10 protein-coding genes and 1 pseudogene are annotated in these 16,019 nt (G+C 64.9%); 7 read left to right on the top strand and 4 right to left on the bottom strand.

Annotated elements, in window-relative coordinates; all coding sequences use genetic code 11:
• The first annotated feature begins 4 nt into the window (after window positions 1-4).
• The 4 genes from AC58EF_RS16730 to dacB all read left to right on the top strand — a co-directional run bounded on the left by AC58EF_RS16730 (window position 5) and on the right by dacB (window position 4,800).
• Entirely contained in the window at window positions 5-736 is a 732-nt protein-coding gene (locus tag AC58EF_RS16730; protein ID WP_497277504.1) for a GntR family transcriptional regulator, read from the top strand.
• Window positions 736-2,238: an MFS transporter gene (locus AC58EF_RS16725; RefSeq protein WP_497277502.1), complete on the top strand. Its 1,503-nt coding sequence runs from the start codon at window positions 736-738 to the stop codon at window positions 2,236-2,238. The genes AC58EF_RS16730 and AC58EF_RS16725 overlap by 1 nt, the downstream gene beginning before the upstream one ends.
• Before the next feature lie 9 nt (window positions 2,239-2,247).
• Entirely contained in the window at window positions 2,248-3,264 is a 1,017-nt protein-coding gene (locus AC58EF_RS16720; protein WP_497277501.1) for a serine hydrolase domain-containing protein, read from the top strand.
• Between the two features lie 87 nt (window positions 3,265-3,351).
• The gene (gene dacB, locus AC58EF_RS16715; protein ID WP_497277500.1) at window positions 3,352-4,800 is read left to right on the top strand and encodes a D-alanyl-D-alanine carboxypeptidase/D-alanyl-D-alanine endopeptidase; all 1,449 of its coding nucleotides are present in this window, start codon (window positions 3,352-3,354) and stop codon (window positions 4,798-4,800) included.
• 3 nt (window positions 4,801-4,803) lie between these two features.
• Here the strand turns inward: dacB and AC58EF_RS16710 are convergent, their stop codons facing one another.
• Window positions 4,804-7,185 carry a penicillin acylase family protein gene (locus tag AC58EF_RS16710; RefSeq protein ID WP_497277499.1) on the bottom strand — a complete coding sequence of 794 codons (2,382 nt, stop codon included), beginning with the start codon at window positions 7,183-7,185 and terminating at the stop codon, window positions 4,804-4,806.
• Window positions 7,186-7,587: 402 nt separating this feature from the next.
• Between AC58EF_RS16710 and AC58EF_RS16705 the strand changes: the two genes are divergently transcribed.
• A complete protein-coding gene (locus tag AC58EF_RS16705; RefSeq protein WP_497277498.1) occupies window positions 7,588-10,437 on the top strand; it encodes a TonB-dependent receptor plug domain-containing protein in 2,850 nt (949 codons plus the stop codon).
• Window positions 10,438-10,837: 400 nt separating this feature from the next.
• Here the strand turns inward: AC58EF_RS16705 and AC58EF_RS16700 are convergent.
• The 3 genes and pseudogenes from AC58EF_RS16700 to AC58EF_RS16690 form a co-directional block, all read right to left on the bottom strand.
• Window positions 10,838-11,604, bottom strand: a pseudogene (locus AC58EF_RS16700) (IS5 family transposase).
• 36 nt (window positions 11,605-11,640) lie between these two features.
• The gene (locus tag AC58EF_RS16695; protein ID WP_497277497.1) at window positions 11,641-12,075 is read right to left on the bottom strand and encodes a hypothetical protein; all 435 of its coding nucleotides are present in this window, start codon (window positions 12,073-12,075) and stop codon (window positions 11,641-11,643) included.
• A gap of 123 nt (window positions 12,076-12,198) precedes the next feature.
• Window positions 12,199-13,839, bottom strand: a complete 1,641-nt coding sequence (locus tag AC58EF_RS16690; RefSeq protein ID WP_497277496.1) for an N-acyl-D-amino-acid deacylase family protein — start codon at window positions 13,837-13,839, stop codon at window positions 12,199-12,201.
• Between the two features lie 161 nt (window positions 13,840-14,000).
• On the opposite strand from AC58EF_RS16690, the gene AC58EF_RS16685 reads away from it, so the two are divergent.
• Window positions 14,001-14,885, top strand: coding sequence for a LysR family transcriptional regulator (locus AC58EF_RS16685; protein WP_497277495.1), 885 nt, complete (start codon window positions 14,001-14,003; stop codon window positions 14,883-14,885).
• Window positions 14,886-14,978: 93 nt separating this feature from the next.
• Window positions 14,979-16,016 (top strand): N-acetyltransferase DgcN, encoded by a 1,038-nt coding sequence (dgcN, locus tag AC58EF_RS16680; protein WP_497277536.1) that lies wholly within the window; start codon window positions 14,979-14,981, stop codon window positions 16,014-16,016.
• Window positions 16,017-16,019: the final 3 nt, after the last annotated feature.

The raw sequence follows: 16,019 nt of genomic DNA, 5'->3' as shown, positions 1-16,019 counted from the left end.
CGATATGCGGGAGAAACTCAGCGCGCGCAGTGCGGACGGCACGCCGCTTTATCTGCAACTGGCGCGCAATTTGCGCGACCATATCGAAAATGGCGGCATCACCCCCGGCAATGCCCTGCCGTCGGAACGCGATCTCAGCGAAATGGCCGGCATTTCCCGTGTTACCGTGCGCAAGGCGATCGAGCAGCTGATTGAGGAAGGCGTCCTGTTCCGCAAGCAGGGATCGGGCACCTTCGTCGCCCGCCGGATCGAAGCGCCCGCTTCCCTCCTTTCCAGCTTTACCAGCGACGCCCGCTCACGCGGGGAAGATCCCGGCGTGATCTGGATGATGAAAAATTACGCCCAGCCGACCGAGGAGGAAGCCGCGGCGCTCGCCATTTCCTCCTCCGCCCGCGTGGCGCGGCTCGGTCGGGTCAGGCTGTCGGGCGGGGAGCCGCTGGCGATCGAACATGCCGTCGTACCGGCCGACTGTCTGCCCGATCTCTCCACGATCGGCGACTCCCTCTATGAGGCGATGCAGCGCAGCGGCTTTCGCCCGACATCGGGCACGCAGCGGGTCCGCGCCTCGCTCGCCACCCCGACCGAGGCGGGCCTGCTCTGCGTCCGCCAGAACAGCGAGGTGCTGCGGATCGAGCGGCTGACCCGCATCCCCAGCGGCCGGGCGGTCGAATTCACCCGCTCCGTCTATCGCGGCGACCGCTATGACTTCGTGACCGAACTCAAGGAAATCGGCTGATGACCGCTACGATCGCCGCCGACGCCCCCGACATGACCGAGGCGCCTGCGGCCAAGCGTCCGCCGATGCGCATATTGGGTCTATACCTCCTCCTCGGCTTTTCCGCCGGCCTGCCCTTCTACATGTTCAATGCGGTGCTGACGCTGCGGCTCGCGCGCCATGGCATCGACATCGTCATCATCGGCTTCTTCGCCTGGATCGCGCTGCTGCCGACCTTCAAATTCGTCTGGGCGCCGCTGCTGGATCGCTACAGCGTCCCCGGCTTTTCCCGTTTCTGGGGGCGACGGCGCGGTTGGATCATGCTGTCGCAGCTCGGCATCTTCCTTTCGATGGTGGCCATGGCGTTCACCTCCAGCGACCAGAGCCTGCCGCTCACTGCCCTCTTCGCGATCCTGCTTGCCTTCTGGACGACCACGCTGGAGGTCGCGGCCGATGGCTGGCGCATCGAACTCGCGCCCACCCAGGCTGAACAGGGGCCGATCGTCGCGGCGAACCTCTGGGGCTATCGCAGCGCGATGGTCGCGGCGGGCAGCGGGGCCGTGCTCGTCGCCGCCTGGGCCGACTGGACCTGGGCCTATCTTGCCATCGCCGTCGCGGCCTTCCTGCCCTTTCCCATCCTCGCCGGGATGCGCCCCGAACAGGAGGGCGCGAAGGGCCGCGCCGGCGCGCTCATCGGCGGCACCATCATCAGCCTCGCCATCCTGCTCGTAACCGGACTCGCCACCGCGCTCATCGGCTGGGCCTTGCTCTCCGCCGTGCAGGGCGCGGGCTTTTCCGCCAAGACCAATGTCACGCCGATCGTGCTGGCCGTCGCGCTTCTGCCCTTTTTCGCGCTCGCCATCGCCCTGCCCCGCATCCGCCGTCTGCCCGCCGACGCGCCGTCAAAAATGCCGGGCTTGATCGCCCCCTATGTCGAGATTTTCTGGCGCTATGGCTATGCCGTGCTGCCGGTATTGGCCTTCGTCTCCTTCTATCGCATGGGCGACGTGCTGACGCTGACGCTGTCGCACCCGCTCTGGAATGCGGCGGGCTACAGCCTCCAACAGATCAGCGTAGCGGATGGCGTGGTCGCGCTCACCGGCTCCATGGCGGGCGTGGCGATGGGCGGACTTTGCGCCGCGCGACTTCCGATGACGGTCGCGCTCATCATCGGCGCCTGCGCATCGGCGATCGGCAACTGGGTGTTCGTCTGGCTCTGGTATGCCGAACCCTCCGCCTTCGTCCTCTATGTCGCCGCCGGCGTCGACCAGTTCGGCCATGGACTGGAGGGCGCGGTGTTCGTCGTCTACCTCTCCATGCTGGTCAGCCCGCGCTATCCCGGCACCCAATATGCTTTCCTTTCGGGCTTCGCCTTCCTGTTGCCGCGGCTGATCGGCGGTGCGGCCGGCGCGATCCAGAAGCAGATCGGCTATGACGGCTTCTTCATCCTGTCGGGCGCGCTAAGCTTCGCCGCCATCTTCTTCCTGCCGATCGTGATGCGCGTTCGGCCCCGAACCGCATAAGGACGCTCCATGATCGAGCAAATCTGCGAAGCCGCCTTCGCGCTCGCCGCCGAAGCCGTAACGAATGGCCCCATTCCCGGCGCGACGCTGGGCGTGGTGAGCGCCGATGGCCGCAGCGCCGTCCGCCTTGCAGGCTCGGCCGCGATTCTGCCGGAGCGGGAAGCGCTGACCCGCGACCACTGGTTCGACCTTGCTTCCGTGTCAAAGGTGATCGCCACCACCACCATGATCCTGCAATTGGCCGATCAGGGCCGGATCGACCTCGACCGGCCGCTGACCGACGCCATTCCAGACCTGCGCCAATATGATGTGGCCAATGCGGCGGAGCGGAAGCTGACCTTCCGCGACTGCCTCGTCCATCGCAGTTTCCTGCCGGCGGTGGAGCCGATCTACACCTTTGGCGACGATCCCGCGCGGCTGCGCGCCTTCGTGCTCCAGCGCGAATGGCGGCACGGCCCGCCGGTTTATTCCGACATCAACTTCATCCTGCTGGGCATCGCGATCGAGCGCGTCACCGGCGCGCCGCTCTCCGCCTGGTCCTTGGGCACCGGCCTGTCCTACGGCCCGCCTCCAGGCCCCGCCGTAGCCACCGAAGCATGTAGCTGGCGCGGCCGGGTGATGAAGGGCGAAGTGCATGATGAAAACGCCTTCGCGCTGGGCGGCGCGCCGGGCCATGCCGGGCTGTTCGGCACGGTCGATGGCGTCCTTGGCTTTGCAAAGGCGATGCTCGACGGGGCCATGCTGTCCCCGACGATGCTTGCGGCGGCCCGCACCGCGCAGGCAGGCCATCGCACCTGCGGCTGGGAGCGCGCCTTCGCCGGATGGTCGGGGGGCAACGCCTGCTCGGCAGAGACGATCGGCCATACCGGCTTCACCGGCACGGGCCTCTGGATCGATTTCGATCGCGGCCTTGCCTGGACCCTGCTCACCAACCGCGTCCATCCCACGCGCCATGCCGACAGCGGCATCTTCACCCTGCGCCCCGCGGTAGGCGAGGCGCTGATCCACGCCTGGGATGCGGCCTAGGCAAGCGCCACACATTGCCGCAGGTTATGGATCATGAAGATCGACGCCCCTGTCAAACCGGTCTTTTTCCGGTCTATGCTGCGGTTCATGCGTCCTGTTCTGCTCCTTCCCGCCCTCCTGGCCGTCACCGTCCCGCTGGCCGCCATTGCCCGGAATGCCGAGCCGCCGCTGCTCGCCTCAGTCGAGCGTCAATTGGCCGAAGGTCCGGCGGGCACGCGCTATGGCCTGCTCGTCTCCACACTGGAGGACGACCCGATCATCGCCATCGCGCCCGACCAGCGCTTCATCCCCGCCTCCAACACCAAGATGTTCACCACCGCCACCGCCTATGCCGATCTGCCCGCGCTCGATCGGACGGCGAAAGGCACTGGCCTCCGGCTCGATCAAGGCGACGTCATCCTCTACGGGCGCGGCGATGCCCGGCTTTCCAGCGCGGATGGCTGTATCCTCGATTGCCTCCAGACACTTGCGGATGCGGTCGCCGCAAAGACCCGCCATGTCCGCAATATCGTGGGCGACGACAGCTGGTTTCCCGACGAGCGCTGGGGACCGGGGATGAGTTGGAACAATATCCAGTCGCGTTACGGCACCGGCATTTCCGCGCTGACACTGGATGATAATGAGATGACGGCGAAGGTGGCGCCGATCGCGATCGGTTCCAGCCCTTCCATCACCGCGTCCGAATATTATGAAATCGACAATCGCATCACGACCGTCCCCGGCAATAGCGAGGCGATCGTCGCGGAGCGCGCCCCGTTCAGCCGCCTGGTCCGCCTGACCGGAACGATCGGCCTGGAAGCCCAGCCCACCACGCTCCATTTCAGCATCGACGACCCGGCCCATTATGCCGCCTGGCGACTGCGCCAGCTTCTCCGCGCGCGCGGCGTGAGGGTTGATGGCGCAATTATGGTCCGCCACCGCCCGCTCGCGCCGGCCGACGACCCGGCGATCCGCAAGGGCGCGCCCGCCGCCCAGCCGCCCGCACCGGACATGCTGGCCCAGTTGCCGGCCCTGCCGTTGGCGGACGACGTGCGCATCATCAACAAGCAGAGCCAGAATCTTCACGCCGACCTGATGCTGCGCCGGGTGTCGCGCGCGACCGGCAGCGGCTCCATCGCCGATGGACAGGCCGCGCTGCACAGGCTGATGGCGCAGGCAGGCCTCGCCAAAGGCAGCTACAGCTTTGCCGACGGCTCAGGCATGTCCTCCTACAATCGCATCACCCCCCGCGCCGCCGTCACGCTGCTGACATGGATCGCGCGCCAGCCCTGGGGCATGGCCTGGCGCGAGACGCTGCCGGTCGCCGGGCGGGATGGCACGCTGCGCAACCGCTTCAAGGGGACGCCGCTGGAGGGCAGGCTGTTCGCCAAGACCGGATCGCTCAATGCGTCGCGCGCCTTGTCGGGCTATCTGGTGACGAAGAGCGGCCGAACCCTGGCCTTTTCCGCGCTCGCCAACGACATGCCCGACGGCACCGACGCGCAGGCCAGCGCCGCAGTCGACCGAATGCTGGTCGCCATTGCCGAGGCGCTGTAGCGCTCAGCCCGGCAATATCTCCATCTGCGCAGCCGCATGGCGCTCCACCGCCTCGCGGCTGAACCAGAGCGGCTGCATCTGCCCCGCTAGCCAGCGCGGATAGAAGTCGCGATAACGCGCCGATCGGGGATCTGCCGACTGGCCGGGCAGCAGCAGGAAGCGGCTATTGTCCCACGCGCCCACATCGGCGACCAGCAGATAGCTTGCCCCATGCGACACCTGATAGCCGCGCTTCGTGTTGAAGCCCCGCGCCATCGGCGTATAGCCGTCGCCGCCCGACCGGCCGCCCTCGATTTTCGGGAACGCCGCCGCAATCGCTGGCAGGGACGAGAGCGGATGGCTGATCGTGACCCGGTGCAGATCGCCCCAGCGCCATTGCGCGGGATCGGGGCCACCCAGCTCCAGCGCCTTCTTCCACCCCGCCGCCAGCGACCGTTCGATCAGCGCATCGCGGGCGAGGTTGGGGACTGGCCCCAGCCTCTTGTCCGGCGCCGCCAATATCCGCAGCATTTCAAACAGATTGACCGACGGAATGAATTCCCGCGCCGCAGCCGGCACGACCAGATCGCGAAACCCCTTCTGCAGCTCCGGCATCACCATTTCATAGAGCAGGGCCGCCCCGCTGTCCGCCTCCAGCCCGCAATCCCAGCGCTTCAGCAGGGCAGCCGCAGGAGCCGCTTCCGGCAGCAGCTTGTCCGAGATCAGCTTCACCAGCGCGCGCGCCGGCAAGGACTGGACATCATGCTGGAGCGCGATGCTGTCCTCAAGTCCGTGGCTGGGCTGGCTGCGCAGCACCTCGGATATGCGATCGTAGCGGAAGGGATCGCTCCAGTCGAAGCTGATGATCTTTTTCGCATAGGGGTAATCCGCCGGGATATTCAACTGGTTGGCCGACGCGAACCAACCTTTCTTCGGGTTGAGGATATGGGGCATCTCCTCCACCGGGAGGATGCCGGTCCAGTCGAAATCCCCGTCGCCCGGCGCGGGGAACAGTCCATCATGTTTCGGCCGCCTGGGCGTGAAGCCGATCGTCTGCCAGCCGGTATTGCCGTCGATATCGGCATAATGGAAATTGGTCGGCGATACATGGATGCGGAACGCCTGCCGCAGCGATTCCCAATCCCTGGCGAGGTTGATCGCGATGATCGCGAAGCGCATGTTCGCGCCCGGCAACATGCTGACCGTGGCGAAGGCGCTGGCCCGCTGCCTTGCCGCATCCTGCGCGACCACCGGCCGTCCCTGCGCATAGCGCAAGGTCACGCGCTGCGCCGGTCCGTCCTTGACCGCAATCTCGTCCTCGAACGTCTCGAACCGCTTCCATCGCCCCTTGTGCCAATAACGCTCCGGGTCGTCCTTGTCGGTGCGCAGGATGAACAGGTCGGTCTGGTCGATATGATAATTGGTCCGGCCGAAGGCGAAGCGATCGGTATGCCCCTGCATGATCCCCGGCAACCCCGGCGCGCCCGCGCCGATCACGTCCAGACCCGGCGCAGTCAGGTGGACCATGTGGCGCGGGCTGTTGCCGCCGATGCCCAGATGCGGATCGTTCGCCAGGATCGGCCGGCCGGTCGCGCTGCGCGAGGCTGCGATCGTCCAGGCGTTACTCCCCTGCGCAAAGCGATCGGCGCGGCGCTCGACCCGATCGAGCGCCGCCTCCTGTATCGCATCGAACGGTACCGGCCGCGCCGACGGGTCCAATATCCCCAGATCCGCATCGCTCACCGCCGCGCAGTCCAGCCCTTCGGGCACGGTGAAGGACCAGGCCGGGCGGAGCGGCGCCATCAACTGGTCCACCTCCAGCAGCCCGCGTGCCTGCAACTGCGCCCGGCGAATCTCGTCATCAGCGTCGCCCATGCCGATGCCCCGGTTGCGCACCAGGTCGCGCACGTCCCACCGCAGCGGCTTCAGGTCCAATATCCCATATTCCAGCGGCATTTGGGCCGGATCGGCCTCCAACTCGGCGATCCGCGCATTGACGCCCGCGACATAGCCCTTCGCGCATTCGAGCACGCCCGTCGGCAGCGCCGCCAGTTCCGCGTCGATATCGCCGCGATAGAGGAACAGCCGCGCCGCCTTGTCTGCCGCCACGAAACGCGGGCCGAAGGCTTCGGCCATTCGCCCCATGTCGCGGCGATAGTCCATGTCGATCTGGAACAGCCGATCGCGCGCCACCAGATAGCCCTGCCCGAAATAGGCGTCGTGCGGCGACCGCGCCCGCACATGCGGCACGCCCAGTTCATCCTCGACAATTTCGATCGGCGCTTTCGCCCCAGCCAGGCGAAGCCGCGACGTCTTGCTGCCCCTGACCAGCGGCTTCGCCATCAACTCACCCGGCAGGGCCAGCGCGGCCACTGAGGCCAGAAGGAACGCACGACGCTGGATCAACACAGCCTCCCCGACTATAGGATTGAAATAGGACGATTATCGCAGGATCATGGGCACGGCATATAGTAAGCCGATCGCAGCCCATAACTGCAAGCTATCTGTCACGGCGACGATCGGCGCATTTCGACCCGCCATTCCTTCAGGCTATACCTTTATACGATCAAAGTAATACCAAATCTATTGACCAGCCGTGACCGCCCTGTAACCTCCCCGTCATGGAACCGACTTTTCCCGCTCGTCAGGAGGGTCGGTATCCTGGTGACGGTGGGGAATGGAAAAAGGGCATCATGCCTGCCCCGCGCGGTCATGTAGTGAAGGGAAGGGTCGGGCCAGATCGGCGCTCTGACGCCGCGCACGCAATAGCCGCGCGCAGCCCCATCCTCTGACAAAGGGGGTTTGTTCATGCGTGATTTCAGACGATTCCGTCGGTCGCTCGGCCGTCAGCGCGGCCTTGGTCTGGCGATGACCGCTCTGGCCCTGGTCCAAGCCGCTCCCGCACTGGCACAGGATGAGGCCGCGCCGCAACAGAGCGCCGATGCGGCCCCCGTCGACCAGATCGTCGTCACCGGCACCCGCATCGTGCGCGATGGCTTCCAATCACCCACGCCCCTGACTGTCATGACGCAGGAGGATATTCAGAACCAGTCGCCGACCAACAATATCGCCGACTTCGTCAACCAGATCCCGGCGCTGGCGGGCAGCACTCGCCCTGCCAATTCGCGGCTGGCGATCAGCTCGGGGCTTGCGGGCATCAACACGATGAACCTGCGCAACCTGGGCGAAGTGCGCACGCTGGTGCTGCTCGATGGCCGCCGGTCGGTCGGCTCGACCATCACCGGTCTGGTCGACATCAACACCTTTCCGCAATCGCTGGTGAAGAGTGTGGAGATCGTGACCGGCGGCGCATCGGCCGCCTATGGCTCCGATGCCGTCGCGGGCGTCGTCAACTATGTGCTCGACAAGAAATATGAAGGGTTCAAGATCGACGCGGACGCCGGCATCACCGACAAGGGCGACGGTTTCAACTACAGCTTTTCGGGCGCCATCGGCAAAAGCTTCGCCGGCGGACGCGGTCATATCCTGATCGCGGGCGAATATGCCCATCGCGACGGCATTTTCGAGGTCGACCGCGACTGGAACCAATTAGGCTATCGCACCCTCATCAACCCCAATTACACTCCCACCAACGGTCAGCCGCAAAATCTGGTCGTGCGGGGCGCGGGCACCTGGAATGCGACGCCGGGCAGCATCATCCGCTCGCAGACCGGCGGCGCGACGGCGCTGCGCGGCACCTATTTCGACCGGGGCGGCATAGCCAGACAATATCAGTTCGGGTCGCTGACCGACTCGTCGCAGACCGTCGGCGGCGACTGGCAGATCAATGACACGTCGCGGCGCATCGGTCTCGACGCCACCGACGACCGTCGCGGCGTGTTTGGCCGCTTGAGCTATGAACTGGCCGACTGGATCGAGGTCTTTGGCGAAGCGTCCTATAATTGGAACAAGACGCTGTTCAATGCCGGTCCGCAGGCGGCGACCTTCACCCTGACCGGCGACAATGCCTATTTGCAGCAGGCGCTTGGCAGCGCGGCGCTGGCCGGCGTCACGAACGTCACGCTCGGCACCTCGGCCGCCGATCTGCCCTATCGCAAGAATAACAGCACGCGGAAGGTGCAGCGCTATACCATCGGCGCGGGCGGCGAATTCCAGATGTTCGGCAACAAGGCGGTGTGGGACGCCTATGCCCAATATGGCCAGACCGACACGCATGAACTGTTGCGCGACATCATGAACACGTCGCGCATGGCGCTCGCTACCGATGCGGTCTTCGCGCCCGACGGATCGATCGTCTGCCGTTCGACCCTGACCGCTCCAACCAACGGCTGTATCCCACTCAACCGCCTGGGCGTCGGCGTCGCCAATCCGGCGGCGGTCGACTGGGTGATGGGCGATCCCTATCGCGACCAGAAGTTCAAACAGACGGTCGCGGGTTTCAACCTCTCCGCCACGCCCTTCGCCACCTGGGCCGGCGATGTCAGCGTCGCGGTCGGCGGCGAATATCGCAAGGAGGAAGTGTCGGGCTATGTCCCCGCCGAATATCAGGCCGGCTGGTCTGTCGGCAATTTCCGCCCCACCTTCGGCAGCTATAATGTCAAGGAAGCCTATCTGGAAACCGTCATTCCGCTGGGCCTGGGCGCGGAGTTCAACGGCGCGGCGCGCGTGACCGACTATTCGACGTCGGGCACGGTCGAAACCTGGAAGGCGGGCCTGACCTGGCAGCCGATCGAGGATATCCGCCTGCGCGGCACCCGCTCGCGCGACATTCGCGCGCCCAACCTCAACGAACTGTTCCAGTCGGGCACGTCGCGCACCAATACTTTCAGCACCGCTTCCGCCTATGGCCAGTTTGCGGGCAGGACTTTCCGCGAACTCACCACCGGCAACCTGGCGCTGAAGCCTGAAAAGGCCGACACGCTGACCCTGGGCGCGGTGCTGCAACCCCGTTTCCTGCCGGGTTTCTCCTTCTCGGTCGACTGGTTCCGCACCAAGGTGAAGGATGCGATTAACCAGTTCTTCGCCGATGATATCGCCCAGCGCTGCACCGAAGGGCTGCAATCCTTCTGCGACGCCATTGTCGTCGATCCGCTGGGCGACCGTGACTATTTCGTCTCGGCCAGCCCGTTCAACTTCGCCAAGATCAAGGTGCGCGGCATCGACTATGAAGCCAGCTACCGCGTCCCGCTCGACCGGATTTTCAACAGCAGTTCCAGCAGCCTGACGCTGCGCGGCACCGCGACCAACTATCTGGAAAATCTGGTCGACAATGGCGTGTCGGCGCCGATCGATTCGGTCGGTCAAAATAGCGGTCAGCTGAGCGGCACGCCCGACTGGATTTTCCGTCTGTCAGCCACCTTCGACACGCCGAGCTACTCGATCACGGCGGTCGGCCGCGGCGTCAGTTCGGGCACCTACAATAACAGCTACATCGTCTGCTCGTCGAACTGCCCGGCCAGCACGGCGGCCAATCCGACGATCGACAGCAACCATATCAACGGCACCTTCTACACCGACCTCAACTTCACCGCGAAGATCAAGGTCGGCGGGTCCGACGGTCAACTCTTCTTCAACATCACCAATTTGTTCGACAAGGATCCGATCCTGCTGCCCGAAACCGGCCTGTCGGCCAACTCGACCTTCAGTGATCTGCTGGGCCGGGCCTTCCGCGTGGGGGTGCGGTTCAAGACCAACTGAGCGGGAGCATCAGGCAGGAAGGGGCGGCGGACCAAATGGTTCGCCGCCCCTATCGGCCGCATCCGTCCGGTCAAGGGCGACAGCGAAATAGACAATTGCAAGCCATTATTCATGGTTAGTTTGCTAACTAATGAATGAGTGATTAATATAAAAATTGTTTATTTTCAATTATTTGTCAGGCAATGTCTCAGCGGTCGGAAGAGATTTTTCTGAATCGTCGTCGCGAGCGAAGCGAGCCGAAGGCGGGGAAGCCCAACCAATCCAATGGCACTCCCATGGATTGCTTCGCTTCGCTCGCAATGACGGGCGGATCGAAGTGAAGTCATCACACTCAAGTGGTCCGCTTCTGACATTTGCATCCCTATCGGCAAAGTGGCGCGCAAATGTCAAAATCAATCCACTAGGTCGTAGACTCATAAGCACGCAGCCACAGCCGCATTGAGGCGAGTTGGACCATGGCGAGGAAGTTGGCTGCGAGCTTGTCGTAGCGAGTGGCGACGCGACGGAAGTGCGTCAGCTTGGAGAAGAAGCGTTCGATCAAGTTGCGTTCGCGGTATAGCCGCCTGCTGAAGCAAGGCTTCCATTTTCGATTGGATTTGGCCGGGATGTTCGGCGTGGCTCCCTGCTCCTCGATCAGACCACGAATGCGGTCAGCATCATAGGCCTTGTCAGCCAGCACAATGGTTCGCGGTCCGAGATGATCGAGCAGCGTGGCGGCGATCTGCCCGTCATGGGCTTGCCCAGCGGTCAGGCCGAGCCGGATCGGGAGCCCCTGCGCATCGACGACCGCGTGGATTTTGGTCGTGAAGCCGCCTCGGGAGCGACCGAGACAATGATCTCGATCCCCCTTTTTGCCGTCGCGGCCTGTTGATGGGCGCGAATGGATGTACTGTCGATCATCTGGATGTCGCCGTCGTGGGCGGCGGCGATGGCATCCATCATCCGGTCCCACACCCCGGCCTTCCGCCATCGCACGAAGCGGTTGTAGCAGGTGGTGCGAGGGCCATAGTGCTCTGGCAGGTCGCGCCACGGTGCACCGGATCGCAGCACCCAAAAGATACCGTTCAGCTCACGACGATCATCGACGCGCGGCACACCTCGCGGCTTGTTGGGCAACAGCGGCTCGATCACGCACCACTCGAAGTCGGTCAGGTCATAACGGCTCATGCCGATGCTGAATCAGATGTCGAAGCGAGAGTGAAGCTATTTTGAGGGCACCGCGACATCAGCCGATGCGGCAGCATCCAGGCGGGAGAACCCGTTCTCAAAGCCGTCGAACGACAACGCCGCAGGATGGCCACATCCGATGACCGACGCCTCGGCCCATTGCGTCAATAACCGCTTCGTCTGATCTATCCGTCCCGCGAGGGTTAGCCGCTTCCACTCCTTCGGATCAGGCATGAAGCTGACCCGGGTTGCCTCCTGATCGCAGCTTCTAACCGTTGCCCGGATGGCGAAACTGTCCCGGAAGATCAGGATAACATCCAAGTTCGGGTTCGACTGGCTGAGGGTTCTCGTACAGCCGAAGTTGTCGGCGTCATGGGCGCAACCCTCCGTGGCCCGCCACGCTCCAAACTGCTGGTCGTTGGTCGTGCCGCCAGCGGCAAGAAATAAAACGGGGACGACCACTGCCAGCATTGGGTGATGCTAAACCCGATGCTGCGCCCTGCCAACAGCCCGCATCGACTTTATGAGTTCACGACCTAGCTTCGGCTCGCCACATGATCGGCTACGCCGGACCGGGTTCCATCCGGCTCGCAATCACTCTGGGGCCGATGGGCAATTGGCAGGCTTGGGCCGCAGCAGCGCGCGGCCGGCCGTCGCTCCGGTCGTCCGGCCGTCGCTGACCGCCAGTTCGCCATTCACGAACAGCCTGGCCACGCCCACGCTCAATTCGCGCGGATGCACATAGTCGGCGCGCGGCGCATATTTGGCGGGATCGATCACCACCACATCGGCATAATAGCCCGGCTTCAGATAGCCGCGATGATCCAGCTTGTAGATGTCCGCCGTCAGCCCTGTCGACTGGCGGACGAAGGTCTGGAGGCTGATGACCTTCCGGTCCCGGACATATTGGACATATTTTTCGGGAAAGGTCGCGAACATGCGCGGATGGCCGTCCGACCCGTCCGACGAGGTCACGACCCAGGGCTGCTGCATCAGCAGGTCGACATCGGCCTGCGCCATGTTGAAGGAGGCGACCGCCGCGCCCTTGCCTTTCCTGCCCGGTTCCTTCGTCTCGATGCTCTGGCGGATGATGCGCAAAGCCGCATCGCGCGGATCGAGCTTCCATTCGGCCGCCACCTGCTCCAGCGTCTTGCCGGTCCAGGGGAAATCCTGCGCGATCAGCAACAGCGCCTTGGCCCCGCCGCGCCGACGCATATTGTTCTGCATCTCGTCGCGAATCTTCGCCAGCAGCGCCGGGTCGTCCAGCCGCTTGACCAGCGCCTCGCCGCCGCCATCCACCGCCCAGCCGGGCAGCAGTGACGCATCCAGACTCGATCCCGACGCCAGCCAGGGATATTGGTCTGCGGTCACATCCTGCCCCGCCTTGCGGGCTGCCTCGATCTCCGCGATGACAGCGGGCGCCTGCCCCTGCACATCGACGCCCAGCGCCTTCAGATGCGCGAAATGAACCGGCATCCCTGCCTCCCGGCCGATGGTGATCGCTTCCTTCACCGACCCCAGCAGGCCGATATTATAGCTGGATTCGTCCCGCTGATGCGTATCGTAGAGGCCGCCCCGCATCGCCGCCTCGCGGGCGACCGCGATCACCTCATCGGTCTTGGCGAAGCTTTGCGGCGGATAGAACAGCCCGGCAGAAAAGCCCGTCGCGCCCTCGCACATGCCCTTGGCCACCAGCGCGCGCATCGCGCCCAGTTCCTGCGCTTTGGGCGCGCGCGCATCCTTGCCCAGCACCCGCTCGCGCACCGCGCCAAAACCAATGAAGGGCACGATATTGGTGCCGATCCCCGACGCTTGCAGCTTCGCCGCATCCGCGGCGACATCGGGCGTGCCATAGCCGTCTACGCCGATGACCACGGTGCTGACGCCCTGATCCAACCATGCGGCATTGACCCGCATCGCCCGGTCCGGCGAACGGATGAAGCTGTCGGCATGGGTATGCGCGTCGATGAAGCCGGGTGCGACGATCATGCCTTTGGCGTCGATCACCTGCGTGGCCGTCAGGCGCGATGCACGGCCGACATGGACGATCCGGTCGCCTTTCAGCGCGACGTCGCCGACATAGGGCTTGCCCGTGCCGCCATCATAGATGGTGCCGCCCCTGATGAGGACGTCCACCTTCTCCGGCGGCGCCGCGTTCCCGGCCGCGGCCGCGGCGGCAAGGCCGCCCGCCAGCAACAGGGACCGAAGGCGAGGCGAAAGGGAGGAAGACGGCATGGTGAAGTCCTTGGAAGCTGAGCCTTATCGGCAACATGACGCCGTTAAGTCGTGGCCGCCAGAGCGCCCTGTTGCGCCGCCTATAACCGGATGTCATAGCGGATCGACGCGCCACTGTCGTTGGATGCAAGGACGGGCCGCAGCCAGAGGGGATAACGCCTATGAACCTGCGCCAGATCGAGATTTTCCACGCCGTCTATCTGCACGGCACGGTCAGCGCCGCCGCGCGCGCGCTCAACGTGTCGCAACCCGCCGTGACCAAGGTGCTGCGCCATGCCGAACGATCGATCGGCCTGCCCCTGTTCGAGCGCGCCAAGGGCCGGCTGATCCCGACACAGGATGCCCGCACTCTTTTCGCCGAAGTCTCCGACATTCAGGACCGGGTCCGTTCCCTGCGCCAGGCGGCGCAGAATATGCGCCATGGGCGCGGCGCGCTGCTGCGCGTCTCCGCCCTCCCCTCGCTGGGCCTTGGCGCAATCCCCGATGCCGTCGCGCGCTTCCTGCGCGGGCATGAGGACATCATGTTCGACCTCCAGACGCTGCATCATGATGAAATGGTGCGCAAACTTTACGAACGCGAAACCGACATCGCGATCAGCTTCGAAGTGCCGCTGTCTGCCCCCGTCGCCCATCAGGTGATCGGAGAGGGCGAACTGGTCGTCCTCTACCGCGAGGAGGATATGCCCGACGCGCCCGGCCGTCTTCATCTGGAGCAACTGCGCGATCACAAGTTCATCAGCCCGGTCCAGAGCGGCCCGATCGGCCGTGTCCTCTCCAGCGAACTCAACCGCCTCGACGTCGAACTGGACGAGGTGGTTTCGGCCCGCACCTATTATATCGCCGCCGCACTTGTCCGTGCAGGCGTGGGCATGGCGATCGTCGACAATTTCACCGCCCACGCCTCCACGACGCCGGGCCTGTCCAGCCGCCCGCTTCAGCCGGCCATCACCTTCGACATCAACGCCGTCTATCTGCAGAACCGGCCGCCATCCAACACCGCATCCGAATTTCTGGCCCTGCTGTCGGAGGTGATTGAGAGCCTATAGCGTCAGGCTATAGCCTATGTGGGCCTTGCTATTGGGGTTGGCCGGGGCGGGGCGATAAAGCGGACCTCTCTTCAGCACACAGGTTCGGACATGATGATTGCCACGCCCTATCTCCTCTATCTTGGCCACAGCAATGACGAGATCGGCATCAAGACGTCTCGCGGCCTGGCGGTGTTTCGTCCCGACATTTGCGTGGGCGAGTATCGTCATGACGATTGCGGGCTGACGCTGGGCCTGCCCCGCATGGACTTCGCCGCGGCCCATGCGGCGGGCGCGCGGACTTTGGTGCTGGGTATCGCCAATGCCGGGGGCAGGCTGGGCGGGGATCTGGTGCGCGATGCGCTGGCCGCTATGGAAGCCGGCCTCGACATCGCATCGGGCCTGCACCAGCGGCTGAAGGACGAACCCCGTCTGGTGGAAGCCGCCGCGCGCCTTGGCCGCACCCTGCATGATGTGCGCGATCCCCGCCCCGACATTCCGGTCGGCAACGGCAGGAAGCGTGCGGGCAAGCGTCTGCTCACCGTCGGCACCGACTGTTCGGTGGGCAAGATGTATACCACGCTCTGCCTCGCCCGCGCGCTTGCGGCGCGAGGGGTCCCCGCCGATTTCCGCGCCACCGGCCAGACCGGCATATTGATCGCGGGTGACGGCGTGCCGCTCGACGCGGTGGTGGCGGACTTCATCTCCGGCGCGATCGAGCAGATTTCGCCCGATCGCCATGACGGTGGCTGGGACCTGATCGAGGGGCAGGGTTCGCTCTTCCACCCCTCCTTCGCCGGCGTGTCGACCGGCCTGCTGCACGGCGCCCAGCCCGACGCGCTCGTCCTCTGCCATGATCCGATGCGCCGGACCATGCGCGGCCTGCCCCATTACACGCCGCCCGGCCTCGCCGAATGTCTGGAGGCGAATCTGCGCGCCGCGCGCCTCACCAATGCGGGAGTTCGCGTCGTCGGCATCGCGCTCAACACCTCCGCAATGGAAGAGGCCGACGCGATCGCCCTGTGCGCCCGCACGGCGCAAGAGTTCGGCTTGCCCTGTTCCGATCCCTATCGCATGGGTGTGGAGGCGATCCTCGACCGGCTGCTGGAAAGCGACGCCGCGACAGCCGCCCCCGTCACGGAGAATGCCTGAATC

The organism is Sphingobium sp. WR1 (assembly GCF_059693745.1).
Note: the sequence above shows the minus strand (reverse complement) of the source record. Positions and strands in the feature narration are given on the sequence as shown.

Coding starts and splice junctions, on each gene's coding strand:
- AC58EF_RS16730 (WP_497277504.1), top strand. CDS start 5: ATGCGGGAGAAACTCAGCGCGCGCAGTGCGGACGGCACGCCGCTTTAT.
- AC58EF_RS16725 (WP_497277502.1), top strand. CDS start 736: ATGACCGCTACGATCGCCGCCGACGCCCCCGACATGACCGAGGCGCCT.
- AC58EF_RS16720 (WP_497277501.1), top strand. CDS start 2,248: ATGATCGAGCAAATCTGCGAAGCCGCCTTCGCGCTCGCCGCCGAAGCC.
- dacB (WP_497277500.1), top strand. CDS start 3,352: ATGCGTCCTGTTCTGCTCCTTCCCGCCCTCCTGGCCGTCACCGTCCCG.
- AC58EF_RS16705 (WP_497277498.1), top strand. CDS start 7,588: ATGCGTGATTTCAGACGATTCCGTCGGTCGCTCGGCCGTCAGCGCGGC.
- AC58EF_RS16695 (WP_497277497.1), bottom strand. CDS start 12,075: ATGCTGGCAGTGGTCGTCCCCGTTTTATTTCTTGCCGCTGGCGGCACG.
- AC58EF_RS16690 (WP_497277496.1), bottom strand. CDS start 13,839: ATGCCGTCTTCCTCCCTTTCGCCTCGCCTTCGGTCCCTGTTGCTGGCG.
- AC58EF_RS16685 (WP_497277495.1), top strand. CDS start 14,001: ATGAACCTGCGCCAGATCGAGATTTTCCACGCCGTCTATCTGCACGGC.
- dgcN (WP_497277536.1), top strand. CDS start 14,979: ATGATTGCCACGCCCTATCTCCTCTATCTTGGCCACAGCAATGACGAG.